We start from the raw sequence: 25,894 nt of genomic DNA, 5'->3' as shown, positions 1-25,894 counted from the left end.
CTAAAAACATAATTCATATCATAATTTTACATCATAATCAAAAAAATTTCAACTTTCCATTCAAAAAGTCTCCATAATATTATCCACCCAGTTTCCCACTGCAGCCTCCATATTGTATTTAGTCTGCTTTAGAACATTAACAAATTCCATCTCTCCCATAACTTCATTTTCACAAAGTTCCTTTTTCATATTTTCCAGTGTTTTTCCCTTTCCGCCTCCGCTGCAGCAAAATAACGCCATCTTTTTTTCTTTTATTTTATGCTCTGAAAAAAAAGTTTTTAATGCAGGCGCATAATTCCATGCCCATACCGGTGTCCCCAGAAAAATAAAATCATAAGAATTGATATTCTTTTCCAACGGGAGAAGCTCGGGTTTTTCATTTGAAAAAGCCTGTTTGCCGCCAAAAACATACTTTAATATACCCTTGGTCTTCACATCTGTTTTAGGTTTCAGCTCTAAAATCTCGGCATTCAAATTTTTACTGATCTCTTCTGCCACATACTTGCAACTTCCCTCAAAAGAATAATAAACAATCAAAATTTTCATACTATTTCTCCTCACTAAAATAATTATAAAAATTCACTTACTCTTAGTTCTGCTAGATCTTTTTGTTTAATTGCCAGATGTTAGTTTCGATAATAATAGATTTGTTTCTGTTGAATTGAATATTTTCCCTATAAATAATACCACATTATTTAATTAATATCCAGTCTGCTGTCAAAAGTTTATATATTTTTTATAAAAATTTATTATCACTAATATCATATTCCAAAAATATATGTTAATTTTTCGGTTGAAAAAACAGCGAATTATCAGGTATACTAAAATAAAAAGGAGTCTTCCTATGAAACTAAAATTTGAAGAAATGTATAATGCTTTATTAAATAAAGACAGTTCCTATGAAGGCAGCTTTTTTGCCGGAATAAAAACTACGGGAATATTCTGCCGCCCTACATGTACTGCAAGAAAACCAAAAAAAGAAAATGTAGAGTTTTTCCATACAAGCAAAGAAGCAGTATTACACGGTTACAGACCGTGTAAAGTCTGTCATCCCCTTGAACACTTAGGTTTTACACCAGAGTATATAAAAATCATTCTGAAAAAGCTGGAAAAAAATCCTGATGAAAAATTAAAGGACAGTGATTTGAATGAATTAAATATAGAACCTAATAAAGTAAGAAGATGGTTCAAAAAGAATCTTGATATTACATTTCATGAATATCAGAGAATGTTAAAGATCAATTCCGCCCTGCATCAGATTTCCGGCGGGGAAAAAATAATTGATTCAGCTTTTGACAGCGGTTATAATTCCCTCAGCGGATTTTCCCATGCATTCAAAAATGCCACTGGAAGTACTCCGTCTGATTCAGCAGAAATAAATATAATTAATATAATGCGTTTTACTACTCTGCTTGGCCCTATGACTGCATGCGCCACTGAAAAAGGAATATATCTTCTGGAATTTTCTGACAGAAAAAATCTTAATGACGAACTTGAATATCTGAAGAAGACACTTCACGCTAAAATTATCTTTGGTCAAAACCAGTATCTGGATATGTTAAAAGAGCAGATCGCTGAATATTTTTCCGGTACGCGGAAAATTTTTGACCTCCCTCTGCATACACCGGGAACTGACTTTCAGAATCTTGTGTGGAAAAAATTAATTGATATACCATATGGAGAACACAGATCATATAAAGATCAGGCATTGGCTATAAATAAACCAAAAGCAGTAAGGGCAGTAGGAAAAGCCAACGGATCGAACAGAATCGCCATAATAATACCATGCCACAGAATAATAGGAGAAAGCGGAAAGCTTACAGGTTATGCCGGAGGCTTATGGCGGAAACAGTGGCTGTTAGATTTTGAAAGGAAAAACAGCAGTTTATAATAAAGCATATTTATTCTGAAAATATATCCGGTAAATAAAAGTCTGATTTCCCCAAGTATTTGTTGTTATTTTTCATATCTTGTGCTAAAGTTATAATAGTTTATTTTATTTTTACGGAGGATATATGAAGAATAAAAAATGGCCCGGAATTCTTATGGTAATAATAAGCTCTGTTTTATGGGGAGTTTCCGGAACAGTATCACAGTATTTATTTAACAATGCTTCTGTATCTGTATCATGTGTGGTTTCCATAAGGATGTTTACTGCGGGCATTATGCTCCTGATCATATCCGTTTACAAAGGAAATAAAGATAAGGTTACAGGAATATGGAAAGATAAATATTCACGTTTTCACATAATAATATATTCTATTTTTGGAATGCTGGGAGTACAGTTTACATATTTTACCACCATAGCAAAAAGTAATGCGGCTATTGCCACTTTACTGCAATATCTGGCTCCTGTTATAATAATTATTTATTATCTGATACGTCTGAAACAAAAAATTTCATTGTCAGAAACAGCAGCACTTCTTATGGCACTGAGCGGGACTTTTTTACTCCTTACAAATGGCAATACAGAGTCTCTCATTATTTCCAAGGAAGCCTTTTTCTGGGGACTTGCTTCTGCATTTGCCCTCGCCTTCTACACAATTTATGTAAAAAAACTTCTAAAATGGCCGTCATCTGTTATTATCGGATGGAGCATGGTTATCGGAGGCTTTATACTGGGATTGTTTGTTCCTGACTGGGGAGCTGTAAGAGATTTTGCACATTTTGATATTTTCTTATCTATGCTGTTTATTGTAATTCTCGGTACTCTTATACCTTTTTATTTTTTTATAGAGAGTCTGAGATATATAAATGCAAAGGAAGCCTCGCTTCTCAGCTGCAGTGAGCCGTTATCCGCACTTATAACTTCTATTATATGGCTTCATGTAAGCTTTGGAATTTATCAGTTCGCAGGAGCATTTCTCATTATACTTATGATTGTGATGCTTACGCTGACTTCGGAAAATAAACCGGCTAAAGAATAGTTTCTGATTTTATCATATATTATCAAGAACAGCCTTCTATGGCATTTGTCCGCCGCAGAAGGCTGTTATTTTTATATAAATTTTTAAAGTGAATAATCACTGCTTTCAGATAAATAACAGCACTAAAAGAAAAATGACCGGAAAAACCGGTCATTTTAATTATTCGTATATAATTGCTTTTTGTTCTGCTTTGTGAGTAATATTTCCGGAGTATTCTTATAAGCTGGGAGCTTCTTCGCTTACTACTGCCGGAGCCGGAGTAAGCACTACTACTCTCGCCTTAGGCGGATAATAGTTGCTTGATAATACCTCTTTAGTTTCACTTCCGTTTTTAACTATCACTCTGTATGTTGTAGCTTTTATTCCGTCTCTTCCGTTAGTTGCTTTACCAGATTTTACAGTTTTTGTTTTTCTCGGTATACTTCCATTCACTACTGCATATAATTTTACCTCATCTGCTTTATCCTTCTGATTTCCGTATACTTTGATAATAATTTTACTTCCGACTACATCTGCTGCTATATAAACAGGATTCTGAAAATTATTCTGTATTTTCAAATCCAGATTTCCATAATCTACAACAGCATCTCTGCCAAGTGCTACATATGAAGACGGAATTGAGTGGTTACTTCTCTCCACTATCTTCAGCCCTGAAAGAGCACCTGCATTAAACAACGTTGATGAAACCTGACAGACTCCGCCTCCGAGACCCTGTTCGATCTCTCCGTTAACTATAACAGGCGCACTCTTATATCCATTTTTCGGATTACGCATTCCTGTACTGTCATTAAACGAAAGAATATCCTGCGGTTCCAGAAGAACATCATTTATTGATTTTACAGCGAGCTTTATATTCTCGCTTCTTCCGTATACACCGGAATTAAACGTAGTAGTATACTCGCCAAGAAGTGTATTTACAGAACCCAGTTTTTCCTTAGTTACTTTTGGAACAGCTGTTTCTGCCACAAGATTAATATCATCATGCTTAGAATATTTTATACTTTCCATTACAGCACTCAGAGTTTTCTCTATGTTAATTTTCTTCCCGTTTACTTCATCTATAACAGAAATCTGATCATTATTGATCACGAGTCTGGCATCCTGTTCCTTTACATCTACCTCGGATGCTATTTTAACAAGTTCGTTTTTTAAAGCCTCCTCATTAATACTGTAATGCAGCGGCAGGCTTACTTTTTTCCCGAGAGCTTTCAAGGCAAATATTTTCGCCTTATTCTTCAGGAAATTTCCGTTTCTTCCTACATTATACGCTTCATTTACTATCGTATCAGAATCAACTTTATATGATATGCTGTCACCAGATATCATGAACTCTTTACCCTCATACTTCAGCTTTACATTTTCAAGCTTTATTTCCTCTATTTTTTTCTTCGCAGTCTCCTTAGATGTATCAGATAGATCAACACCAGACACTGATATATTATTATATATCTTATCTGTGTCCTTTACAAAATAGAAGAATGCACCGCCAAAAAGTAAAAATATACCAGCAATTATAAGTGTTACTTTTTTCCACATTTTCTTTACAAACCTCCTTCTAAAAAATCACGTTAACAAAGTTAACACTTACATTATAATATTTTTATATACACAAAATCAAATATTTCTTATAAATTTTAATTGTATATTTTATATATTTTATGAATTTTTATACTAAAACACTGCTAATACAGGCTTTTAAACAATTACCAATATCTTATTTCAGCTGTTTTTTATCAGACCAGGATATTAACTGCTGATGCTTCCTTTTTTGGCAAGCTTGTAAAATTCACTTTGGGCATTTATCTTTTTGGATGATCTTGCATTTGAATTTCTATATGTACCGTCCGGCTCCAGAATTCTTCTTTTTACATTATCAGTGAGATTCAGCTCCAGTATTTTTACTATCTGATCTTTCAAATTTTCGTCTTCCACAGGAAACATAATTTCAATTCTTCTGTCCAGATTTCTTGACATCAGATCTGCACTTGACAGATATATTTTACTTTCCCCGTCATTTTCAAAATAATAAATTCTGCTGTGTTCAAGGTATCTTCCTACGATACTGAAAACCTCTATATTTTCTGAAATATCTTTTATTCCCACTTTCAGAGAACATGCTCCTCTTATCACCAGCTTTACTTCTACGCCTATTCTTGAAGCGTCGTATAATTTCTCTATCATCTCTTTATCAGTAAGAGAGTTTGCCTTCATTATAATTCTTCCCTTTTTTCCTGCCTTCTGGTTTTCTATCTCATTATCTATGAGCTCATAGATCTTCGTTCTCAGATCATTTGGAGCTACAGCTACTTTATTCCAGTATCTTGACATGGAAAACCCTGTCAACGTATTAAACAGATAAGAGATATCCGTGCATAAATCTTCATTTGTACTGAAAAAGCCTATATCTGAATACAGCTTGGCAGTATTATCATTGTAATTTCCCGTACTGAGATGTACATACCTCTGTATCCCCTCTGTTTCCTGTCTTACTATCAGCAGAAGTTTGGCATGTGTTTTCAGTCCTTTCAGCCCGTATATCACATGACATCCGGCTTTTTCCAGTTCCTTTGCCCAGTTGATATTCTGCTCCTCATCAAACCTTGCCTTTAATTCCACAAGTACTGTAACCTGTTTCCCGTTACTTGCGGCATCCTTTAAGGCTTTTACTATAGGAGACTGACCGCTGACCCTGTACAGAGTCTGTTTTATCGCCAGTACTTTCGGATCTCTGGCCGCTTCTTCCACAAGATCAATAACAGGCTCAAAGCTTTCATAAGGAAGATGGTATATTATCTCTTTCTCCTTCATTATATCAAAAACAGATTCATCTCCCTGAAATTCCTTTATCAGAACAGGAGGCTCCGGAGGAAATTTTAATTTGTCCTTATCTGTCTCAATCCATAATTTCATGAGAAAAGTAAGGTCTATCGGACCGTCAATTCTGTATACATCTGATTTTTTCAGCTTTAGTATGTCTTTTAGATATTCTCTGGTATCTTTCTCTATGTCTTCACATACTTCAAGCCTTACAGGACTTCCCCATTTTCTGTTTTTTATTGATTTTTCTATTTTACTGAGAAGATCTTCTGCACCGTCCTCATTTATTATTACGTCAGAGTCTCTTGTTATTCTGAATTCCGACATCTTCCTTATACTGTAGCCCTCAAAAAGAGTCCCCATAAATTCCTTGATTATCTCTTCTATTAGAATAAATCTGTATTTGTTCTTTCCGGGAAGCCTGAACATTCTGTTTACTATTGACGGAATCTGAACAAAGGAAAATCTGTCCTTCTCCTTTTTTAATTCCACTATTATATTAAGGCTTTTATTCTGCAGAAAAGGAAATGGTCTGCTGCTGTCTATTGCTGTAGGAGTAAGAATAGGAAACAGGGTTTCTTCAAAATATTCCGCTGCTGCTTTTTTCTCGTCTTCTGTCAGCTCCTTATATTTCAAAAACACGATTCCGTTCTTTTTCAGTTCAGGTATAAGACCGTTTCTATATATTGAATATTGCTTCTTTATCAAAGTTTCTATTCTGTCCTCTATTTTTTCCATCTGCTGTATCGGAGTCAGTCCGGCAATATCTTTTTGTGTAAATTTACTGTCTATCTGAGCCTTTAATGCAGCTATTCTAATCATAAAAAACTCATCCAGATTAGAAGAAGTTATAGAAATAAATTTGCATTTTTCCAACAAAGGATTTCCCTGATATTCTGCTTCGCTCAATACTCTGTCGTTAAATTCCAGCCAGCTTAATTCTCTATTTATAAAATCTTCAGATTTATATTTCATAATTCTCCTTACCTTAGTGCAGTTTTCATCCGTAATCAGCCGATTGCACTGTCTGTTTTATCCTCTGCTGTACCTGAATCCCTGCCGAGAAATAAAATATCCGGCGGCATTCGGCCGAGGCACTGCACTAGATTATTTATTTATAACTAAATGTGTTTTCAATCCGAATACATTTTCAAAAACTTCTTTTTTCTCTTCAAATTCCAGCTTTTCCAAAAAAATCATCTTTTTGAGCTTTACGTTAAAATAAATATCATTTTCATCACTTGTAATTTCCAGATCGGCTATTTTCTGTTCCATGCTGGAATCAAGAGATTCGGCTATTTTCAATATAGCTGCCAGTTTTGCCACTGACAGTTTTTCTTCTTTGCTTATAGATTTACTGTTTTCCAATTCCAGAATATCCTCTTCAAAATACTTCAGGATTTTTGAAATAAAAAAATGTTCTCTTGTACTGATTCCGAATATTCCTGATGCTTCCAGAATATCTCTGGAAAAATTAATATAATTTTCAAGTGTAATATACTTCCCTGTTTCCCTGAAAATATTCGCAAGAGTCAGATAATATCTGTCCTTTTTTGTCAGTCCGTGTGTTTTATGAACCTTATTAAAAATCTTATCTATTATTTCTTCGAGTTTATCTACATGTTCCTCCATATAATAGTATCTTTTGGCTATTTTTCTGGCACTTTCCACAGAATCTTTTTCTATTTTTCTTCTTATTTTTTCATTTTTAAAAAAGTGAAACTCTGCAATTGAATTGGATAATTTGAAATTTACAAATATAATTTTGTTGCTGTTGAATTTTTGTATTATATTTTTTATGATATTTACTTTCTGAGTAAGCATCTCAGCTTCGATTTTTTTTATATTATAAGTTTTAGCTATTTCTTCCGGAGATTTTTCATAAAGCTTTTTGTTATATTCGAATATCTCCTCACGTGTAAGCTCTTCTATAAAGTCAATTCTTTTTTTATTTTTTACTCTTTCTATATAAATATCAAAAAACTTTCCGGCAAGAATAACCCTTTCTATTTTTATATCGGAAATATTTCGGAAGATCCCGCTCAAATGCCTTTTTATATATTCGTCAATTACTATATTTCTCTTTTTGGTTCCGAGATTCAGCTTATCCGATATATCTGATAAAACAAGAGAGCCTATCTCTATATTGGTGTTATATATGTTAATTCCGTTACTTATAACCGAAAAGGATATATTTCCCGAACCTACGTAAACGATCAGGTTATTTTTTTCATTATAATCATCAAGATGCTTCTCAAGACTGACAGATATTTTTTCATACGCCAGATAATTTTCATCAAGCTTATCCATTACCAGTAAATCCAAACCTGTATTTATTTTCAGCTGATCCTGAAGATAGTAATTATTTTTTGCCTTACGTACTGCTGTAGTTCCTATAACAACAATTTTATCAGTCTGATAACCTTCTGCTATGATCTTCATTTTTTTTACCGTGTCTATTATTTCTTTTATTTTATTAAATGTAAGCTTATCCTCGAAAAAGACTTCTTTCCCTATCAGTGAAACATGTACTGCCTTATCTATAATCTTTACAGCAGTTCCTTTTTTCTGAAATATTTTCATGTAAATACCGTGTGACGCTATACTAATGACACACAACATATCCTTCATTATTTAACACCTTCCTGTGCAAGCACAAAAGCTCCCATTATTCCCGCATCATCGCCGAGCTGTGCTTTTTCAAATTTTACATTTTCAAAAATACTTCTCATGGCATAACGTGAAGCTTCTTCTTTTACAATCGGAAGAATAATATCACCGAGTTCCTCTATTACACCTCCCCCGAATACTACTGCTTCAGGATCAAATATATTGATCAGATTTGCTACACCTACTCCGAGATACTTGGCTGCTCTTTCCACAGTTTCTCTTACCACTATATCTCCTTTGTCATATGCTGCTCTCAGCGGACCGCTTTTTAGAATCCCTTCTTTTTCAAGGCTTTCTTTTATATCAGTATCTTCTCCTCTTTTTATTCTGGCTTTTATTTCAGCCTGAATTCCCGTTTTCGAAGCCACGGCTTCAAGACATCCTCTGGAACCGCACCCGCATATAGCTCCGTTGCTATCTATCGTCATATGTCCCAATTCCCCTGCGACACCTCCGGAACCTGTATAAAGCTTATTATCAATAATAATTCCTCCCCCTATACCCGTTCCCACGAAAATACCTATAAAGTTCGAAGACTTACCTTCCGGAGAATATTTCCATTCCCCCAGAGTTCCCACATTTACATCATTTCCTACAAATACATCAATTTTATATTTATCTCTGATCAAATCTCCTATTGGATAATTATTCATTGCAATATTGGGAGCAAATTTCACGGTTCCCGTCTTTACATCCACAAGACCCGGTACACCTATTCCTATTGCCTTTATTTCTTCTTTTCCGCTTTTATCTGTCAGATCATCTATCAGTGAGAATAGCTGTTCCTCTACAGCCTTTATTCCGTTCTTCGCTTTTGTTTTTTTCTTATTTTTATATATTACCGTTCCGTTATCATCGAATAATGCACCTAATATTTTTGTTCCCCCGAGATCAATTCCTATATAATTCATCTAAAATTCCTCCTTTGAAATTTTATTTACAGCTTTATCTTTTATATATTTTACCATAAATAAAGTTTTTAGTAACCAATTAATTATTAAAAATCTCCTGTAACTATAAGTCCGGAATACCTGTCTTCGTTCTCTTTTTCCTTATCTGTAAATCCCGGGGGCTGATGTGTAAGTTTTCTTCTCTAATATATATAAAAACAGCCCGTACAGATATGCAGGGCTGTTTTCCTAATTTCTATTATGTTGTTTTTATTCCAAATAAATTTCTGGTATGTTTAGGTATAATTTAAAAATTTTTTTCAAAATTACTGTTTTATTTGGAATAATTGCAGCAACTTTTGTAGTGCCCATTCACATTACTTAAAATCTTCAAAAAAGACAGTATTTATACCTTGTCTTTTCAATTTCAATTGTACAGTAAAGTTAACTGTTTGTCAATAAATTTTAACATGTTGTGCAATACTGAGCATACTGAAAATATCCTCACTTAAAAGCTGAATAAACATGCATAAAACAAATTATATAATTTTGCTGGTCTGCATTCTGACAATTTTTTTTATTTCTGCATTTTTCTATTTTTGTCATTGACAAATAAAAGAAAGTATTATATAATTGAAATGTAATAATTACAAAAATAAAACTATTTTAAGGAGGAATTTTTAATGTCGTTAATAGGAAAAAAATTAGATGATTTTAAAATTGAATATTATCAAAACGAGGAGTTCAAAACTCTTACATTAAATGATATCATGGGAAAATGGAGTATCTTCTTTTTCTACCCGGGTGATTTTACATTCGTATGCCCTACAGAGTTAGGAGACGTTGCTGATCATTATGAGGAATTCCAAAAAGCTGGATTTGAAATTTATTCAGTAAGTACAGATTCTCATTTTGTACATAAAGCATGGCATGATACATCAGAAACTATCAAAAAAATAAAATATCCTATGTTAGGTGATCGTAATGCGATTATCGCAAAAATGTTTGAAGTATATAAAGAAGACGAAGGTGCAGCATACAGAGGAAGCTTTATAGTTAACCCTGACGGTGAAATCATGGCTTATGAAATAAACGAAATGGGTATCGGAAGAGATGCTAAGGACTTACTGAGAAGAGCAAAAGCAGCTAAGTTCATCACAGAGAACCCTGGACTTGTTTGTCCTGCACATTGGGAAGAAGGAAAAGAAACATTAAAACCAGGACTTGATCTTGTAGGTAAAATCTAATTAATAATCCGGGATGACTAAATATCCCTCAGAATGGTGTCATTCCATGAGGTCAGCATAACCTAGCTTCATAATGGCACCATATTTTATATTCAGGAGGACAAAATGGCTTTATTAGATGAAAATATTGTAAAACAACTGAAAGGATTTTTCGATAAAATCACTGAAGATATAAAAATAATATCTTTTTTAAGTGAAAGTGATAAATCCAAAGAACTGGACAGCTTCCTAAATGAAGTTGCCGATATATCAGATTCTATAAAATATGAATCTTATATGTTTGGTTCTAATAATAAACTTGAAGAATTATACGGAATAAAGAGAGAAACAGCTTTTACTATTGTAAAAAATAATGAAAAAACAGGGATTAATTTCTTCGGAATACCGGGCGGACATGAATTTAACAGTTTTGTTCTGGCAATACTTAATCTTGCCGGTCTTGGAAAAAAACTGGATACTGATAAGGCTGATGAAATCAAAAGCATCAATAAACCGCTTGATATCGAAGTTTTTGTTTCACTGTCATGCACTCACTGTCCTGATGTGGTACAGGCTCTGGACTCTATAGCCCTGTACAATGATAATATTACAGTGTCTATGATTGATTCGGGAATATATCCTGAGGAAGCGAAATCAAAAGATATTCAGGCCGTTCCTACTGTATTCATAAATGACAAACTTGCTTCAATAGGCGCGAAAACATTTGACGAATTACTTGAAATAGCAAAAAACAGTTAATAATAAAAGGGTTGCGTCTTATGACACAGCCCTTTGTTCTGTTTTTTTTATGATTCTTTACTGTTTCTAAGTAAACTCTAAGTATATAAAAAGAAAAATCTAAGTTAATAAAGTTAAAATAAATCATGCTAAAAGAAAAATAACTTTTTTCTTCAAAAAACTCCTTAAAACCAAGCTTTCAGCTTGGTTTTCTTTTTTTTTACGCTCCTACTTCTTCTATATCCAAAACCTGCTAAAGTCTAACTTCTCTTCCTTACTCTCAAAAAACCTTATCTTTCCTGTTATGATACTATTATTTCATACCAATGTGAACTCAATGTGAAGATTTTAAAAAAAAATTTCATATTACTTTTTTGAATAAGTAAAAGGCTTATTTTTTGATATTATAAAATCACCTTGTAATTACAGGCTTACACATAATTACAAGGTGATTTTTTTATGAATTAGCAAAATTCTTTTTTAGAAATTTTTCCTTTTAAAGTGAGGAGAATCTCCCCATTCGCCGTAACCTACTATATCTCCTATGCTTGAAACTCTGCCTGTAAGACACGCCTTGCATTCTTCGGCATTATCATCTATACATGGTTTATTATCATAGAGCTGATATTTTTCCCTGTGCTCCTCTATTGTTATAATAGGCATTAATATATTGGCACCGGCTTTCAGCCCGAGTTCCCTTCCCAGAGGATTCAGAGCCTGAAGTGCTGTCGTAGCCGCTATATTTACATCTTTCAGGTATAGCCTTGTTATTGCTATCATCTTTAATCCTAATACAAATCTTTTATATTTTTCCTCTTCTGTATTTAGGTCATTATTTATTACGTCTTTTCCAAGAGGTGTATCCTTATGTACAACATACGGTCCCATACCTATCATGTCAATATCCATTTCCTCAAAAAACAGAATATCATTTACCAGATCTTCCTCTGTTTGTCCGGGAAGTCCTATCATTACCCCGGTTCCTACCTGATATCCGATTTTTTTCAGTGTTTTCAGACAATCTACTCTTTTTTGAAATGAGTGGATGTTATTATCAGGGTGTATCACCTTATAAAGCTCTTCATTGGTAGTTTCTATTCTTAACAGGTACCTGTGCCCTCCGGCTTCAAACCATTCTCTGTAGATATCCTCTGTTTGTTCCCCGAGGCAAAGTGTAAGACCTAACTTGCCGTCACTCACTTTTTTTATATCCAGAATCATATCCTTAACGAATTTTTCAAAATTTTTATCCTGTCTTTCACCTGATTGAAGTGTAACAGAACCATAATTATTTTCATATGCCCATTTAGCCATTTTTATTATTTCATCACCGGACATGTCGAATCTTTCCACATTTTCATTGCCTGATCTTATTCCGCAATAATAACAATTTTTCACACATCTGTTTGAAAATTCTATCAGACCTCTGTAGTAGGCTTTTCTGCCTACATACTTTTCTTTTATACTGTATGCTTTTTCATACAATTTATTTAGATCATCCTGTTTTGTAAGTTTCATTAAGTAAATCAGATCATCTTTTGTCAAACTTTCTTTTTCCAATATCTGTTCTAACAAGTTATTCGCCTCTTTCGGTTTTTACAATTTCCTTTAGATTTTCAATAAAAAAATCAATTTCCTCCATCGTGTTATATCTTCCTATGCTGACTCTTATGGTAGACTTCAAATCCTCCTTTGATAATCCCATAGCCTTTAAAACCGGAGATTCCAGAAAGGCTCCTGACATGCAGGCAGAGCCGGCGCTTACACATATCCCTCTCAAATCCAGTGCTACAAGAAGAGTCTGCACGTCACATCCTCTTATGGTAAGACTCGTTATTGTATTCAGTCTGTCCGCTTCTTCCCCGTTTATTACCACATCATTTATTTCATTCTTAATTCTCTTTTCCATATATTCATGAAGTCTTTTTTCATTCATCTGTTCCTGAAAAATACTTCCGTATATTATTTCCAGAGCTTTCTGCATACCATACACAGAATTAAGATTTTCTGTTCCTGCTCTTCGGTTTCTCTCCTGATGACCTCCGAATATCTGTTTCTTTACAAGAAAATTCTTATCCAGAAAAACTATTCCTGCCCCTTTCGGACCGTAAAACTTATGTGCACTTGCTGTAAAGGCGGATATTCTTGATTCCTTTGGATAAATTATATCCTTCCCTATACTTTGTACCGCATCAACATGAAAAAAAACAGCTGTTTTGGATAATATTTTTCCTATTTCTTCTATTGGCTGAATAACCCCTGTTTCATTATTGGAACTCATAACTGATACCAATATCGTATCCTGTCTCAGTGAATCTTTTAATTCCTCCACATTAATCAAACCGTTTTTATCAGTATGAAGATAGGTTATTTCATATCCTTTTTCCTCTAAATCCAACAAAGTGTTCAGAACTGTCGGATGTTCTATATCAGTTGTTATAATATGCTTTCCTTTATATGCATATGCCTCGGCAGCACCCTTTATAACCAGATTATTTCCTTCCGCCCCGCCGGAAGTAAAAATTATTTCTTTTCCTTCAGCACCAAACAGACCGGCTATTACTTCCCTGCTGTTTTCCAAAAGCTTTTTGGCTTTTTGACCGGCACTGTGAATAGACGAGGGATTCCCATAGTATTCTTCGCAGCTTTTTACCAACTCCTGAATTACTTCCGGCAGAATTCTGGTAGAAGCTGCATTATCCAGATAAATCATTTTACAGTTATACTCCTCCGTTTGTAATTTATTATCTCATTATACTATATTTTATTTAATTTTTCTATTTTTAAAAAATTCATCTTTTCTCATTTGTACACAAATATAACAAAAAACAGACCTCTAAAAGAAATCTGTTTTTATTTTTTATATTAAAATCTTATTTTACCGCTGATTCTATGCAGAAGTCTATTATTAAAATTTTCATTTTTTTAATGTCTCATACATAATCAAAATATTTAAGATGTAAAAATTAATTTTGAGAACAAATATACTAACATTAAAACAATCAAAACTTTTCCCATTAAGACATTTGCGGTATACTTAAACTTGTCTTTGTTAAAATTCACTACACTTCACTCCCTGTTACATTCTCTTGCTATATCCCAATCATATTCCTTTTCGGCTCCGATGTCAATAGTTTTTTTAATAAAATTTACAGCAAAGAAAATAACTGCCTTTACACGAGGTGTTTTGGCAGTTATTTCCTAATTTTATATTGATATCTGTAATCCTAAATATTTATAACAACAGATTTTAATTTTGTCATGCTTTCTATACTATATCTTATCCCTTGAACTCCTACACCGGATTTCTTTATTCCAAGAAACGGAAAATTATCAGGACCTCTTTGTGTCTTATTATTCATATGTACAGTTCCCACTTCAAGCTTATCGGCTATTTCCAAAGCTCTTGTAGTATCCTTGGTGAAAATAGCAGCCTGAAGTCCATATTCCGATTTATTATTAATTTCTATTGCTTCATTTTCATCTTTTACCCGTATTATCGGAAGCACAGGCCCGAAAGGCTCTTCCCATGCTATTCTCATATCAAGGGTAACATTGTCAAATACTCCCGGCCATATAAGATTGCCTTCTCTTTTAGGATGGTTGATAACTTTGGCACCTTTATTTACAGCATCATCAATCAGCTCTTCCACAAAATCAGCAGCTTTGTTGCTTATCAGCGGTGTTATTTCTGCATTATCGAACGGATCCCCCACTGACAGACTGTTTACTTTTTTCTCTAATATTTCTGCCAGTTTATCGGCAACTTTTTCTTCGACCAGTACTCTCTTTATCGCAGTACATCTCTGACCTGAATAACTGAATGCACCAGCTACTATTTCAGAAGCAGCTTTTTCCAGATCAGCATCTTCAAGGACAATAGCAGCATCCTTTCCGCCAAGTTCAAGGAGAATAGGCTTCATTCCTGATACTTCCCCTATTTTCTCGCCGACTTCCGTACTTCCTGTAAAATTAATAAAGTTAACATCCGGATGTGCTATAAGATAATCACCTATTACACTTCCTTTCCCAGTTACACTGTTAAGCACTCCCTTTGGAAGTCCTGCTTCCTCAAAGACCTGTGTGAGCAGCAGACCGCTTATTGCTCCCTGAGTAGGCGGCTTGAATATTACTACATTCCCGCCTATAAGAGCTGGTGCTATCTTTGAAGCAGAAAGATTTATAGGATAATTAAAAGGTGCTATTGCCAGTACTACACCCATTGGCTCTCTTCTTATTATAGCCAGTTTATTTTTACTGGCTGCTTCAAAAGTATCCCCTTTCATGACCTCACCGTGCACCCTTATTCCTTCTTCCGCTGTATATCTTATCAGATCAGCTGTTCTCACGACCTCAGAAACAGCTGATTTCAGGTTTTTTGCTACTTCCTCAGCCAGAATCTCGCCTATCTCATCTTTTCTTTTTTCCAGTAATTCTGCGGCTTTATAAAGGACCTTTGCCCTTTCTACTATAGGAACCTCTCTCCAGGCTTTCATTGCTGCTTTAGCTGCAGCCATGGCATCATCTATTTCTTTATGTGTCATAGCCTGTACTTTCCCTATTTCTTTATTATCAATGGGAGAATAAATTGTGATCTGTTCTTTTGATTCCTTCCATTCTCCGTTTATCAAATTTTTATATTCTTTTATTTCTGCCATAATTCCACCTCGTTTGTTTTATTCTAAAATTATTTTATCACAAAAATAATTGAAAGCAAAATATTATAATCGTATTGCTGCTATTAATTTTGTATATACTACTATCTTAGCAGACTCCGGCAGATATACAAATATTATATAGCTGTCCTGCTGAAACATTCTCTTGGTTTATGATATGCTCTATACTTTTTTTTCATACAGTTTATTCAGCCATTCCAATATTGAATCATATATCTCATATTTATTTATCTCATTAAGAGATTCGTGTCTTCCGTTTTTGTTTTCTATTATATTTATCTTTCTGTCTATTGATTTCAGTTTATTTTTAAGTTTATCCGCACTTTTCCCCTTACCGGCTGCCATATCTTCTGTACCGTATAATATAAGAAGCTTTGCATTACTGTTTACTTTTTTTATATTTTTCGCAGAATCTCCCGTTATCTTCAAAAAACTGTGAAAAAATCCCGGCGTCGCATAAAAGCCGCATTTTGGATCTAAGGCATATCTTGCAGTTTCTGCCTCATCTCTGGTAAGCCAGTCATATTCAGTCTTATTGGGTCTAAAATGCTTGTTATATGACTTAAAGGTCTTGTTCAAAAGAGATTTTTTTCTTTTTATGAATATTCCTTCAAAAGCTGTCCACATCTTTCCGAAAAATAAAGAGATACCATTTATATGCGGATGGCCTGAAAGAATAAATTTATCTGTTTCGGAATGCTCTTCGGCATATTTCAGTGTAAGTACTGAACCAAAGCTGTGCCCTAATATTAAAGGCTCTTCTTTTATAATATTTTTTATAAAAAATTCCATATCTTTTAAAATCGTATATGCATTTTCACCCTTTTCAAAATATACAGGCTTCCCTTCAGCGGAAAAGTCACCATGCCCTCTCAGATCAAATATAAAAACATTATACCCGTTATTTGCAAGAAATTCTGAAAATTCACTGTATCTTTCTTTCGTTTCCATCATGCCGTGTATTATCAATACACTCTTTTTTACCTCTGTTCTTTTAGGTTCAAAAAATAAATACGAAATTTCTTTGTCGTCAAAAGACTTAAAATAAGATTTTAGCATAATACCTCCTGTTTTATTTTTTCTTTTCCTGTATTTTTCTTGCTATATTTACTTTTATCCCTGTAGGTACGAATGTTCCTGCTGTTATTGCTGCTCTGTTAAAGAATCCCGGTATTATTACCGCCCTGTTTTTCATAAGCCCTCTATATCCTGCATATGCCACTTTTTCAGCAGTAATCGGTTTTAATTTACTGAATAGCTTTGATTTAGTAAGCTCTGAACTTTTCTCAAATTCTGTTTCCACAGGTCCGGGACATAAAACAGAAATACACACTCCGGTATTTCTTACTTCATTTCTCAATGCTTCAGAAAAAGACAGTACAAATGCTTTACTGGCATAATAAACACTCATATAAGGCCCGGGCTGAAAAGCCGCTATTGAGGCTACATTTAATATTCTGCCGGAATTTCTTTCCAGCATTTCCTGTAAAAAATATTTGCTTAATTCAACAAGTGCTTTTACATTAAGATCTATCATTTTCTTTTCTTTTTCAATATCAGTTTCATAAAATTCGCCAAATAATCCAAAGCCCGCATTATTTATAAGAATATCTACTTTTATGCTGCGTTTTTTTACTTCATTATAAAGATACTCTGCACCTGCTTCACTTCCCAGATCACAGGGAATCACTTCTACATTATTTTCAGGGTACATTTTTTTTAATTCTGCAAGGTTTTTTTCTCTTCTGGCTGTTATCACCAGCCTGTATCCTTTTTCTGCAAATAATTTCGAAAATTCCCGGCCTATTCCGCTGCTTGCACCTGTTATCAGAACTGTTTCCATATTTCACCCCGTTTCAGCTGTTAACTTAATTATACTATTTTTAAAATTTTTTTCCAAATATATTTATCTTTTTGGAATTTCATATACAGCCGTGACACTTTATCCGGCTTTGACTGAATAACAGCAGGTGCCGCAGCATTTTTCGGCAGTATTGAACCAGTTGCTATACTAGCCTTGCATATTGCCATTAAATATAATATACTTAGGATATAAAATATTTGTATATATCATACAAGGAGGTAAATATGAGCAAACTTATAAGTTCTGATTTTTTAAATGAAAATATGGATAAATATACTATACTGGACTGTCGTTTCAGCCTTGGGGATAAGGAATACGGAAGAAATGCCTATAATACCGAGCATATCGAAAACGCTGTTTTTATTGACTTCGAAAATGAATTAAGCAGCAAAATAGGTGAACACGGCGGCAGACATCCGCTCCCGAATGTGGAAAAATTTATTTCTGCTATGGAAAAGCACGGTATCAGTGATTCTACAGAAGTGGTTATCTATGATGACGGAGACCTTGCCGGTGCCGGAAGACTGTGGTGGCTTTTTAAATATATAGGTAAAGAAAATGTTTACGTTCTTGACGGCGGTCTGCCGGTATGGAAGAAAAAGGGGTACAAAACTTCAAATAAGGAATATAAGGCTGAGGTTTCAGGAAAGCTTTCTGCTGATACACAGACTAATATTCTATGCGATGTTAATTATGTAAAAGCAAAATTAAATGATCCTGATACTGTTCTCGTGGATTCACGTGCCGCCGAAAGATATCAGGGACTGACAGAACCTGTAGACAGAATACCTGGTCATATTCCGGGTGCAGTTAATTTTCCTTACGGAGAAGCTATTGTAGATGGTGTTGTCATGAACAGAGAAGAATTAAACAGCAGATTCAAAAGTCTGACTAATAAAAATATAGTGGTTTACTGCGGTTCCGGTGTAACAGGCTGTGTGAATTTTCTTCTTCTTGAAGAGATCGGACTAAAACCTGTTTTATATTCAGGAAGTTATAGCGACTGGGTAAGTTATCCGGAAAACGAAGTGGAGAAATAGTTAATGCAGACAATATTAAGTCTTTCACTTTTTGAAAGGCTTTTTATTTTAAAATTTTCAAAAATAGATCACTTGCTCTAAAAAATTAATTTTCTTATTTTTTAGCTGATATACGTATAATGCTGTATTTTATAATTTACAACAGCATTGTGAACTGTTTATATTTTTTGTTATGAGGTGATTATATGCTGGAAATACCAGAAAGTTTTAATCTTGCAAAACAATTAAACCAGACTGTAAAAAATAAAGTTATAAAAAATGTTAAAGCTGCACAGTCTCCGCATAAATTTGCATTTTATTTTAATGATGATCCTGATAATTACAATGCTCTGCTTTCAGGAAAAAAAATTGAAAAGATCGAACCTATCGGCGGACAAGTTGAAATTACTGCTGAAAATATAAGAATATTGTTTGGTGACGGAGTAAATGCAAGATATCTGCCTGCCGGAGAAAAAATTCCGGAAAAGCATCAGCTTCTTATGGAATTCGATGATAATTCATGTATTGTATGTACTGTTCAGATGTATGGAGTACTTCATGCATTTACCCATGGAGAAAACGATAATTTTTATTATCATGTAGCTAAAACAAAACCTTCTCCTCTATCAAAAGATTTTGATATCAGTTATTTTGAGAAAATAATATCTGATACGAAGCCGACATTGTCGGTAAAAGCTCTGCTTGCCACGGAACAGCGCATTCCCGGATTTGGAAACGGTATTCTTCAGGATATTTTATTTATTTCAGGAATTAATCCCAAAACAAAAATAAAATTTCTTGACAGTTCTGATATAGACAGACTGTTTCAGAATATTAAAGAAATTTTGCTGAAAATGGCTGAAAACGGCGGTCGAGATACTGAAAAAGATCTATTCGGAAACTACGGAAATTATAAAACAGTTTTATCAGCCAAAACTTACAAAGAGCCTTGTCCCGTTTGCGGTACTGCTATAACAAAACAGGCTTATCTCGGCGGAAATATTTATTTTTGTCCTGTTTGCCAGCCCTTAAAAGGATAATAAATTTATAAATATTTAAAACATCAGGCAGTATAAACGTAGTGACCTGCATATTTTACGGAGGACTTTTATGATTATTGCAATGAGTATAGGAAATACAAATTTTGTACTTGGAACAAAAGAAGACAACCAAATAAGCGTTGGAAGATATCCGGCAAAGCTTATAGGATCTAAAGAAGACTTTATAAAGATTATCACAGACAGTACCGATATTAAAAAAGTCAAAGGAATTATTATTTCGTCAGTTAACCCCGGATTGACTCCTTATCTCACAGAAGCTGTCAAAATAATATTTTCACTATCTCCGGTTATTGTAAATTCTGATTTGAAGATGAAGCTTGATTTATCTCTTTATGATACAAAACTGCTTGGAAGTGATCGTATTGCGGTATGTGAAGCTGCTGCCGGCAGATACAAAGAACCAGCTGTTATTTTTGATTTTGGGACTGCCACTACAATTAATGTTATTGACAGCGGAAATAAATTTCTGGGCGGCTCTATTCTTCCCGGAATAAGTATGGGACTAAATGCTTTATATAAAGATACAGCCCAGCTGCCGGATATAGATCTTTCTGCTGCCAGCCCTCTTATGGGACTGAATACAAAAGACTGTATTACTTCCGGTGCTGTTTTTGGCAATGCTGCAATGCTTGACGGAATGGTTCAGAGAATAGAAGATTCTCTCTCAGAAAAAACTGCTGTTATTGTTACCGGCGGAAATGCCGGGAATATTCTGCCTGTATGCCGGACTAAGGTTATTTTTATACCGGAACTCCTTATTTCCGGATTATTTGAGCTTTATGAAAGCAATCTTTAATTATAAAAGGAGCTGTGCTAAAAAATAAATTTTAGTACAGCTCTTGATTTTTTTATGGCTTTATTTTGTTAATAATTATATTTTTTTGTAATACTTTTTCTCTGTTTATAAAAAAGAACCTGTTTGTTAAAAACAGATTCTTACTATTTATTATTAAAAACCGAATGTATAACCTAATCCTAATGTCACTCTGTTAAAATCAGCACTTGAAGATTCAACTGTTCTACCGTTTTGTTTAAAATCAACATCTGAATAATTTGCCTGATATGATAAATCTGCTACAAATCCTTTATATGTCACTCCGGCACCTACCCCGTAATAGAAACCATTTTTAGCATCTACATCTAAATTAGTTTCAGAACCGTCATTATACTTTAATTTCATTGTTCCGTCATTCATGTTAATTGAATATCCTAAATTTACTTTAACATATGGTGTTATTTCTGATGAATTTTTGAAATTGTATCTTCCAGTAACGTATAAAGGTATTGAATCATATAAATCACCCTCAGTTGTATAGCTGTATGATCCTCTATAATTTGATTTTGATTTTAATTTTCCGTGATCCTGATATGCCAAACCTACACCTAATTCAAAATTATAAGGTAATTCTCTTCTGTATTCAGCACCAAGCTCATATGAAAATTTAGCATCTTCGCTTACATCATAATAATTATGCTGGAATGTAGAACCAAAATCAAAACCTGCTCTTACCTCCACTTTATTTCCTTCTGCGTATACTGCCATGCTTGCTAATAGTCCGGCTACTAGTAAAAATTTTCTCATATTTTTCCTCCCGTTTTTAATTTTTTTATTCTCTCAGGCCCCCGCCTTTCAATTGCGCTTTTGAAATACTCCATAGCTTTCAGTCACATGAATACTATAACACTGCAATGTGAACTATATGTGAAGAATACAATTTTTCTTGTATAAAAAAAACTCCGTTTAATTATTCTAACTAATTAACGGAGTATATTTACTTATAGATTATTATTTAAATTTTACTTCTAGTACTTTTGTTTCTCCTGCAACAGCATCTCCTGATGATTTCTCAAGTCCTGCGAATTCATCTATATTTGAAATTATCACAGGTGTAATTACTGTTTTTGCATTTGCTTTCAAAAATTCATAATCATATTTAATAATAGGTGTTCCTCTTTTTACAGTTTTTCCTTCTTCTACCAGTCTTTCGAATCCTTTTCCTTCAAGCTGAACTGTGTCAATCCCAAAGTGAACAAATAATTCTATTCCTGAATCTGTTACAATACTAAAAGCATGGTTAGTATCAAATATTTTTTCCACTTTACCATCTATAGGGGCTAAAATAAGGTCTCCGCCGCTTGGTTCAATTGCTATCCCGTCTCCAACCATTTTTTCAGCAAAAACTGCATCGGGTACTTCCTCCACAGGTACTATTTTCCCGTTTAATGGTGCAAATATCTTACCATCAAAATCTTTTTTATCATCTTTTCCTTTGAACAGATTAAATAATCCCATTTTACCACCTTCCTAAAATTATATCTAAATTTCATTACTAGCATATCATAAGTGCTTACAATAGTCAATTAGACTTTTCAAGGTTTTTTATCTCTATTTCTAGTTTATCCAGCAGAACATTAAGCTGTTTGCTTACCGCCTTTATTGTTTCTTTCTTTTCAAGATCCACTCCTGCTTTTTTCAGCTGCTCCATCGGGAAGTCATTTCCGCCCGAACTCAGGAGCTCCATATATTTTTGTCTGGCTTCTTCTCTTTTCTCAGGATTCTTTTCATTTATCACCTTATCATAGAGAATTGCCGAAGATGCAAAGCATGTAGCATATTGATATACATAAAACGGCGAATTATAAAAATGGGGTATTCTTGCCCATACTGAATATAAAAGCTCGTCTTCTGCCATTTCATTTCCATAATAATCTTTGAACAGCTGTTTCATAATTCCGTTTAATACTTCCGGTGTTACAGGTTTCCCTTCATCTACCAGCTTATGAGCCTGATATTCATAATCAGCCAGTAAAGCCTGGAAATAAAAAGTTCCTGTTATATTTTTTATTGCCTGTTCCAGAAGAGCTATTCTTTCTTTAGGATCCTTTGTATCTTTCAGCATTGAATCCAGAAGAAGACGTTCATTAAATGTAGATGCTACTTCTGCTACGAAAATCGTATAATCATGTGTCGCAAAAGGCTGGTTTTCACTTGAATAAAGCGTATGAAGCGTATGCCCAAGCTCATGACCCAGTGTAAATACACTGTCGAGTGTTTCATTATAATTCAGAAGCATATAAGGATGAACACCGTATACACCTGCCGAATAAGCTCCTGATCTTTTTCCTTTTGTTTCAAAAACATCAAGCCAGCCGTGACCTACTGCCTCCTCTAATTTACTCTGGTATACGTCTCCCAGCGGAGCTACCGATTTTATCACAAGATCTTTTGCTGTTTTATAGTCATATTCCTTATTAAAATCTATTAAGTTGACACTTCCGTCATAAGTATGATATTCTTTCAGATTCAGCAGTTTTTTTCTTAATTTTGAGTATCTTTTAAGAGGGGCCGATTCTTCTTTAGCTGTTTTTATAAGGTTAAGATAAACCTCTTTTGGTATATTGTCTCCTTCAAGAAAGCTGTCCAGAAAAGAATCATAATTATATGCATTTTTTCTTGCTATATCTTTCTGAAGTATTGAATTATAAATTGCTGCGTATGTATTTTCCTTCTCCTTAAATGTACCGTAATGAGCGTCAAATATCTTTTTTCTGTCTTCCTGATTTTTGTTCTGACTTAATACCTTGCTGTAGTTCCCGTATGTTGCTTCCACTTTTTCCCCTGTAGATAATTCCACCACAGGCCATTTTACATCTGATACTGACAGTTCACTGTAAATAGTTCTTGGAGCTGACATAAACTGTGAATAATATGATAAAAGTCTGTTTTCATTCTCAGGAAGTATATGCTTTTCAAGTCTGAATAAATTTTCCAGACCAAATTTGTAATCTGAGAATGCTTCCTCTTTTGTCCAGCCCAATACTTTTTCTTCCCCTATTGAAATAGTTTCTGAATTAACCCACGACAGATCAGTGGTTACCTTTGAAAACAGAAACTGAACCTTCTGAAGATTTTCCGTGGCATCTTTGTCATATGCATTGACATCTCTCAATAACTGCGGATATCTGTACAGTTTATATGATAATTTATCCAGTTCTTCCTGTTTTGTAAGGAATTCCAGAAATTTATCCTTATCCTCAAGCTTTCCTTTATATTCTGTGAGTTCCTTCAGCATGCTCTCTGCCTTTGTGTAGTCTTCTTTCCATAAACCCCAGTTTTTATAGATATCTGACAGGTTCCATTTATATTCCTGTGCTATTTCATCTCTTGACTCGTATGCTTTTGCCATTGATATCTCCTCTCCAAATATTAAAAATACAAGTAAAATTAGTACGCTGTAATGCCTCTTGTTCATTATACCTCCCTTTTCTATAAAAATTCGTCTCTCGACTTTAGTATTACGAATATAATTATAGTAAACGGTATTATGAGCCATATCACTGACAAAAAAGCCTGCAGGGCTATTTTTATCATTGCTATAACCAATACCAGAAATAACGATAATAAAAAACTCGCAAGAAGCATTTTACTATTATTTTTTCTTGGGTTTACTTCTCTCATACAATTCCTCCTAAAAATCAAAATACTTTTTTCTGTTCTTAATTCCTATACTTTCCAGAATTTTATCCGGATCATCCGTCCCCAGAGTATTTGCTTCCAAATTATAGGCTTTTTTAAACTGTCCCTGAGAAAAATGGTAATACAAAAACATTTTTTTATTCAGGGCACTATTTTTGTATAATTTTTCCATATCCTTTGAAAATGTTCCGAATATCCCTTTCAAATTTGAAATTCCCAAAATCCATAAATCACATTCAAATATATTATGCACAGTAAAAATAGCTTTTGCCATATACCTTTGCGTTTCATCCTGAATTTCCCTGTTTTTCAGCTTTGACAGTACGGCAGTAACCTTGGTATGAATAGGCGATTTATTAAGAACAATAACTTCCCTGTCAAAATCTTCTGCAAGACCTTCATTTTTCATAAAATTCTGTCCTGCTTTTCCGCTGGCACCCACTGCATATCTGTTTTGAAGCATTTCATTATAGCCGGGATTATCTTGAATCCATATATATTTTATATTGTCATTTTCATTTATCTCATCCAGTTTTTCATTATAAATAAAAGAGTTAGTTATTTCACATCCTGAAAGAGATTCTATTTTCTCTTTCAATACTTTGTTATACTCTTCATTCCATAATGCTGTCTGTTTCCTGAATTCATCCCTAAAACTGCAAAATTTCTTGAATTGTTCTTTTGTCATATTATTTCTCCGGATTAAATATATTTTTTAAATAACAGCTTCTTTTTTCCTTTTTTTGTCATTCCCAAATCATTTGAAAAAATAAACTTTCCATGCTGTCTTATGGTTATTATATCAGAAATATCCACATTTTTGTCTTTTCTTTTCTGCACAACATAGTTCAGCATTATATTTCCTGATTCTACAGCCTCGGAAGCACTGCCTCTTGATATATTCACAAGCTCTGAGACTATGGAATCCAGCCTTTCTGAATTCACTCTGATTATTATTTCCTGAAATTCAGTTTCGGGCAGCTCCTTCATATCGTCTGTCACAGAAACTTCACATGGTGTTCTGCCTATCTGCACAAGATTATTCAGAAGAAAATCGCTGATTTTCTCTGAAACTATAACATAGGCTCCATTTTCATAAACAAGAATATCACCGAGAAGTTCGCGTTTTATATTCAGTCCGAGAAGACTCCCCAGATAATCCTTATGCTCCTGTTTTTTAAATTTCGAAAGGTTCTTTATATTCAGAATTTTATTGGGATATTCTGCTTCTTTATCTTCATAATTCTCAAATAATATCTGGCGTCTCTCTGATACTTCCGTAAGTCCGCATGTTTTTACATTCATACTGCCTATTTTAACACCCAGTCTTTTCCAGAAATTCGGTGTATAAAACTCTTCAGTAAAAATATTTATTTCGTATTTCTCGGCTGTTTCAAAATAATTATACAGCTTTCTGGCTTCATTTACTGCATCTTTGGGAAATAACTCCAGAAATTTTTCCTTCTTCATTATTTATCACCTTTTATATTATACCATAAAAAACTATTCATTTCACTGTTAATAAATGG

At 33.9% G+C, this 25,894-nt stretch carries 24 protein-coding genes; 7 read left to right on the top strand and 17 right to left on the bottom strand.

Going from position 1 to position 25,894, the window contains the following annotated elements:
• Positions 1-60: 60 nt before the first annotated feature.
• Positions 61-546, bottom strand: a complete 486-nt coding sequence (locus tag STERM_RS05475; RefSeq protein WP_012860573.1) for a flavodoxin family protein — start codon at positions 544-546, stop codon at positions 61-63.
• A 298-nt stretch (positions 547-844) separates the two neighbouring features.
• Here STERM_RS05475 and STERM_RS22765 point away from each other — a divergent pair, with 298 nt between their 5' ends.
• Both STERM_RS22765 and STERM_RS05465 read left to right on the top strand, forming a co-directional pair.
• Entirely contained in the window at positions 845-1,891 is a 1,047-nt protein-coding gene (locus STERM_RS22765; RefSeq protein ID WP_012860572.1) for a bifunctional transcriptional activator/DNA repair enzyme AdaA, read from the top strand.
• A 124-nt stretch (positions 1,892-2,015) separates the two neighbouring features.
• The gene (locus STERM_RS05465; RefSeq protein WP_012860571.1) at positions 2,016-2,927 is read left to right on the top strand and encodes a DMT family transporter; all 912 of its coding nucleotides are present in this window, start codon (positions 2,016-2,018) and stop codon (positions 2,925-2,927) included.
• Positions 2,928-3,143: 216 nt separating this feature from the next.
• On the opposite strand, the gene STERM_RS05460 is transcribed toward STERM_RS05465, so the two are convergent.
• The 4 genes from STERM_RS05460 to STERM_RS05445 all read right to left on the bottom strand — a co-directional run bounded on the left by STERM_RS05460 (position 3,144) and on the right by STERM_RS05445 (position 9,325).
• Positions 3,144-4,463, bottom strand: a complete 1,320-nt coding sequence (locus STERM_RS05460) for a VanW family protein (protein ID WP_012860570.1) — start codon at positions 4,461-4,463, stop codon at positions 3,144-3,146.
• 210 nt (positions 4,464-4,673) lie between these two features.
• Positions 4,674-6,719 carry an RNA degradosome polyphosphate kinase gene (locus STERM_RS05455; protein WP_012860569.1) on the bottom strand — a complete coding sequence of 682 codons (2,046 nt, stop codon included), beginning with the start codon at positions 6,717-6,719 and terminating at the stop codon, positions 4,674-4,676.
• 132 nt (positions 6,720-6,851) lie between these two features.
• Positions 6,852-8,375: a Ppx/GppA phosphatase family protein gene (locus STERM_RS05450; protein WP_012860568.1), complete on the bottom strand. Its 1,524-nt coding sequence runs from the start codon at positions 8,373-8,375 to the stop codon at positions 6,852-6,854.
• The gene (locus STERM_RS05445; RefSeq protein ID WP_012860567.1) at positions 8,375-9,325 is read right to left on the bottom strand and encodes an ROK family protein; all 951 of its coding nucleotides are present in this window, start codon (positions 9,323-9,325) and stop codon (positions 8,375-8,377) included. The genes STERM_RS05450 and STERM_RS05445 overlap by 1 nt, the downstream gene beginning before the upstream one ends.
• Positions 9,326-9,987: 662 nt before the next feature.
• On the opposite strand from STERM_RS05445, the gene ahpC reads away from it, so the two are divergent.
• Together ahpC and STERM_RS05435 are read left to right on the top strand one after the other, a co-directional pair.
• Complete coding sequence (gene ahpC / locus STERM_RS05440; protein WP_012860566.1) at positions 9,988-10,551, top strand: alkyl hydroperoxide reductase subunit C; 564 nt, start codon at positions 9,988-9,990, stop codon at positions 10,549-10,551.
• Between the two features lie 105 nt (positions 10,552-10,656).
• A complete protein-coding gene (locus STERM_RS05435; RefSeq protein WP_012860565.1) occupies positions 10,657-11,289 on the top strand; it encodes a thioredoxin family protein in 633 nt (210 codons plus the stop codon).
• 459 nt (positions 11,290-11,748) lie between these two features.
• On the opposite strand, the gene hydE is transcribed toward STERM_RS05435, so the two are convergent.
• From hydE to STERM_RS22065, 6 genes are all read right to left on the bottom strand, one after another.
• Positions 11,749-12,843 carry a [FeFe] hydrogenase H-cluster radical SAM maturase HydE gene (gene hydE, locus STERM_RS05430; RefSeq protein ID WP_012860564.1) on the bottom strand — a complete coding sequence of 365 codons (1,095 nt, stop codon included), beginning with the start codon at positions 12,841-12,843 and terminating at the stop codon, positions 11,749-11,751.
• A gap of 1 nt (position 12,844) precedes the next feature.
• Positions 12,845-13,981 (bottom strand): cysteine desulfurase family protein, encoded by a 1,137-nt coding sequence (locus tag STERM_RS05425; RefSeq protein ID WP_012860563.1) that lies wholly within the window; start codon positions 13,979-13,981, stop codon positions 12,845-12,847.
• A gap of 514 nt (positions 13,982-14,495) precedes the next feature.
• Entirely contained in the window at positions 14,496-15,926 is a 1,431-nt protein-coding gene (locus STERM_RS05420; RefSeq protein ID WP_012860562.1) for an NADP-dependent glyceraldehyde-3-phosphate dehydrogenase, read from the bottom strand.
• 180 nt (positions 15,927-16,106) lie between these two features.
• The gene (locus STERM_RS05415; RefSeq protein ID WP_012860561.1) at positions 16,107-17,003 is read right to left on the bottom strand and encodes an alpha/beta fold hydrolase; all 897 of its coding nucleotides are present in this window, start codon (positions 17,001-17,003) and stop codon (positions 16,107-16,109) included.
• 13 nt (positions 17,004-17,016) lie between these two features.
• Entirely contained in the window at positions 17,017-17,787 is a 771-nt protein-coding gene (locus STERM_RS05410) for an SDR family NAD(P)-dependent oxidoreductase (RefSeq protein ID WP_012860560.1), read from the bottom strand.
• Between the two features lie 29 nt (positions 17,788-17,816).
• Positions 17,817-17,975, bottom strand: coding sequence for a hypothetical protein (locus STERM_RS22065; protein WP_169305390.1), 159 nt, complete (start codon positions 17,973-17,975; stop codon positions 17,817-17,819).
• A 57-nt stretch (positions 17,976-18,032) separates the two neighbouring features.
• Here STERM_RS22065 and STERM_RS05405 point away from each other — a divergent pair, with 57 nt between their 5' ends.
• The 3 genes from STERM_RS05405 to STERM_RS05395 all read left to right on the top strand — a co-directional run bounded on the left by STERM_RS05405 (position 18,033) and on the right by STERM_RS05395 (position 20,684).
• Positions 18,033-18,848 carry a sulfurtransferase gene (locus STERM_RS05405; protein WP_012860559.1) on the top strand — a complete coding sequence of 272 codons (816 nt, stop codon included), beginning with the start codon at positions 18,033-18,035 and terminating at the stop codon, positions 18,846-18,848.
• Between the two features lie 185 nt (positions 18,849-19,033).
• Positions 19,034-19,867, top strand: a complete 834-nt coding sequence (locus STERM_RS05400) for a formamidopyrimidine-DNA glycosylase (protein WP_012860558.1) — start codon at positions 19,034-19,036, stop codon at positions 19,865-19,867.
• Positions 19,868-19,937: 70 nt separating this feature from the next.
• Positions 19,938-20,684: a type III pantothenate kinase gene (locus STERM_RS05395; RefSeq protein ID WP_012860557.1), complete on the top strand. Its 747-nt coding sequence runs from the start codon at positions 19,938-19,940 to the stop codon at positions 20,682-20,684.
• 153 nt (positions 20,685-20,837) lie between these two features.
• Here the strand turns inward: STERM_RS05395 and STERM_RS05390 are convergent, their stop codons facing one another.
• The 6 genes from STERM_RS05390 to STERM_RS05365 all read right to left on the bottom strand — a co-directional run bounded on the left by STERM_RS05390 (position 20,838) and on the right by STERM_RS05365 (position 25,835).
• On the bottom strand, positions 20,838-21,470 hold the full coding sequence (locus STERM_RS05390) for a porin family protein (RefSeq protein ID WP_012860556.1): 633 nt from the start codon (positions 21,468-21,470) through the stop codon (positions 20,838-20,840).
• A gap of 204 nt (positions 21,471-21,674) precedes the next feature.
• Entirely contained in the window at positions 21,675-22,181 is a 507-nt protein-coding gene (gene crr / locus STERM_RS05385) for a PTS glucose transporter subunit IIA (RefSeq protein WP_012860555.1), read from the bottom strand.
• Positions 22,182-22,245: 64 nt separating this feature from the next.
• Positions 22,246-24,141: an oligoendopeptidase F gene (gene pepF, locus STERM_RS05380; RefSeq protein WP_012860554.1), complete on the bottom strand. Its 1,896-nt coding sequence runs from the start codon at positions 24,139-24,141 to the stop codon at positions 22,246-22,248.
• Positions 24,142-24,155: 14 nt separating this feature from the next.
• On the bottom strand, positions 24,156-24,347 hold the full coding sequence (locus STERM_RS05375; protein WP_012860553.1) for a hypothetical protein: 192 nt from the start codon (positions 24,345-24,347) through the stop codon (positions 24,156-24,158).
• A gap of 10 nt (positions 24,348-24,357) precedes the next feature.
• Complete coding sequence (locus tag STERM_RS05370; protein WP_012860552.1) at positions 24,358-25,053, bottom strand: hypothetical protein; 696 nt, start codon at positions 25,051-25,053, stop codon at positions 24,358-24,360.
• 14 nt (positions 25,054-25,067) lie between these two features.
• Complete coding sequence (locus tag STERM_RS05365; protein WP_012860551.1) at positions 25,068-25,835, bottom strand: YlmH family RNA-binding protein; 768 nt, start codon at positions 25,833-25,835, stop codon at positions 25,068-25,070.
• Positions 25,836-25,894 lie beyond the last annotated feature (59 nt).

The sequence above is a fragment of the Sebaldella termitidis ATCC 33386 genome (assembly GCF_000024405.1).
In the GTDB taxonomy this organism is placed as follows: Bacteria; Fusobacteriota; Fusobacteriia; order Fusobacteriales; family Leptotrichiaceae; genus Sebaldella; species Sebaldella termitidis.
This window is presented reverse-complemented; position numbering and strand designations above follow the sequence as displayed.

Bases quoted from the DNA above. Each gene is read 5' to 3' on its own strand.
- STERM_RS05475 (WP_012860573.1), bottom strand. From the start codon at position 546: ATGAAAATTTTGATTGTTTATTATTCTTTTGAGGGAAGTTGCAAGTAT.
- STERM_RS22765 (WP_012860572.1), top strand. From the start codon at position 845: ATGAAACTAAAATTTGAAGAAATGTATAATGCTTTATTAAATAAAGAC.
- STERM_RS05465 (WP_012860571.1), top strand. From the start codon at position 2,016: ATGAAGAATAAAAAATGGCCCGGAATTCTTATGGTAATAATAAGCTCT.
- STERM_RS05460 (WP_012860570.1), bottom strand. From the start codon at position 4,463: ATGTGGAAAAAAGTAACACTTATAATTGCTGGTATATTTTTACTTTTT.
- STERM_RS05455 (WP_012860569.1), bottom strand. From the start codon at position 6,719: ATGAAATATAAATCTGAAGATTTTATAAATAGAGAATTAAGCTGGCTG.
- STERM_RS05450 (WP_012860568.1), bottom strand. From the start codon at position 8,375: ATGAAGGATATGTTGTGTGTCATTAGTATAGCGTCACACGGTATTTAC.
- STERM_RS05445 (WP_012860567.1), bottom strand. From the start codon at position 9,325: ATGAATTATATAGGAATTGATCTCGGGGGAACAAAAATATTAGGTGCA.
- ahpC (WP_012860566.1), top strand. From the start codon at position 9,988: ATGTCGTTAATAGGAAAAAAATTAGATGATTTTAAAATTGAATATTAT.
- STERM_RS05435 (WP_012860565.1), top strand. From the start codon at position 10,657: ATGGCTTTATTAGATGAAAATATTGTAAAACAACTGAAAGGATTTTTC.
- STERM_RS05425 (WP_012860563.1), bottom strand. From the start codon at position 13,981: ATGATTTATCTGGATAATGCAGCTTCTACCAGAATTCTGCCGGAAGTA.
- STERM_RS05420 (WP_012860562.1), bottom strand. From the start codon at position 15,926: ATGGCAGAAATAAAAGAATATAAAAATTTGATAAACGGAGAATGGAAG.
- STERM_RS05415 (WP_012860561.1), bottom strand. From the start codon at position 17,003: ATGCTAAAATCTTATTTTAAGTCTTTTGACGACAAAGAAATTTCGTAT.
- STERM_RS05410 (WP_012860560.1), bottom strand. From the start codon at position 17,787: ATGGAAACAGTTCTGATAACAGGTGCAAGCAGCGGAATAGGCCGGGAA.
- STERM_RS22065 (WP_169305390.1), bottom strand. From the start codon at position 17,975: ATGGCAATATGCAAGGCTAGTATAGCAACTGGTTCAATACTGCCGAAA.
- STERM_RS05405 (WP_012860559.1), top strand. From the start codon at position 18,033: ATGAGCAAACTTATAAGTTCTGATTTTTTAAATGAAAATATGGATAAA.
- STERM_RS05400 (WP_012860558.1), top strand. From the start codon at position 19,034: ATGCTGGAAATACCAGAAAGTTTTAATCTTGCAAAACAATTAAACCAG.
- STERM_RS05395 (WP_012860557.1), top strand. From the start codon at position 19,938: ATGATTATTGCAATGAGTATAGGAAATACAAATTTTGTACTTGGAACA.
- STERM_RS05390 (WP_012860556.1), bottom strand. From the start codon at position 21,470: ATGAGAAAATTTTTACTAGTAGCCGGACTATTAGCAAGCATGGCAGTA.
- crr (WP_012860555.1), bottom strand. From the start codon at position 22,181: ATGGGATTATTTAATCTGTTCAAAGGAAAAGATGATAAAAAAGATTTT.
- pepF (WP_012860554.1), bottom strand. From the start codon at position 24,141: ATGAACAAGAGGCATTACAGCGTACTAATTTTACTTGTATTTTTAATA.
- STERM_RS05375 (WP_012860553.1), bottom strand. From the start codon at position 24,347: ATGAGAGAAGTAAACCCAAGAAAAAATAATAGTAAAATGCTTCTTGCG.
- STERM_RS05370 (WP_012860552.1), bottom strand. From the start codon at position 25,053: ATGACAAAAGAACAATTCAAGAAATTTTGCAGTTTTAGGGATGAATTC.
- STERM_RS05365 (WP_012860551.1), bottom strand. From the start codon at position 25,835: ATGAAGAAGGAAAAATTTCTGGAGTTATTTCCCAAAGATGCAGTAAAT.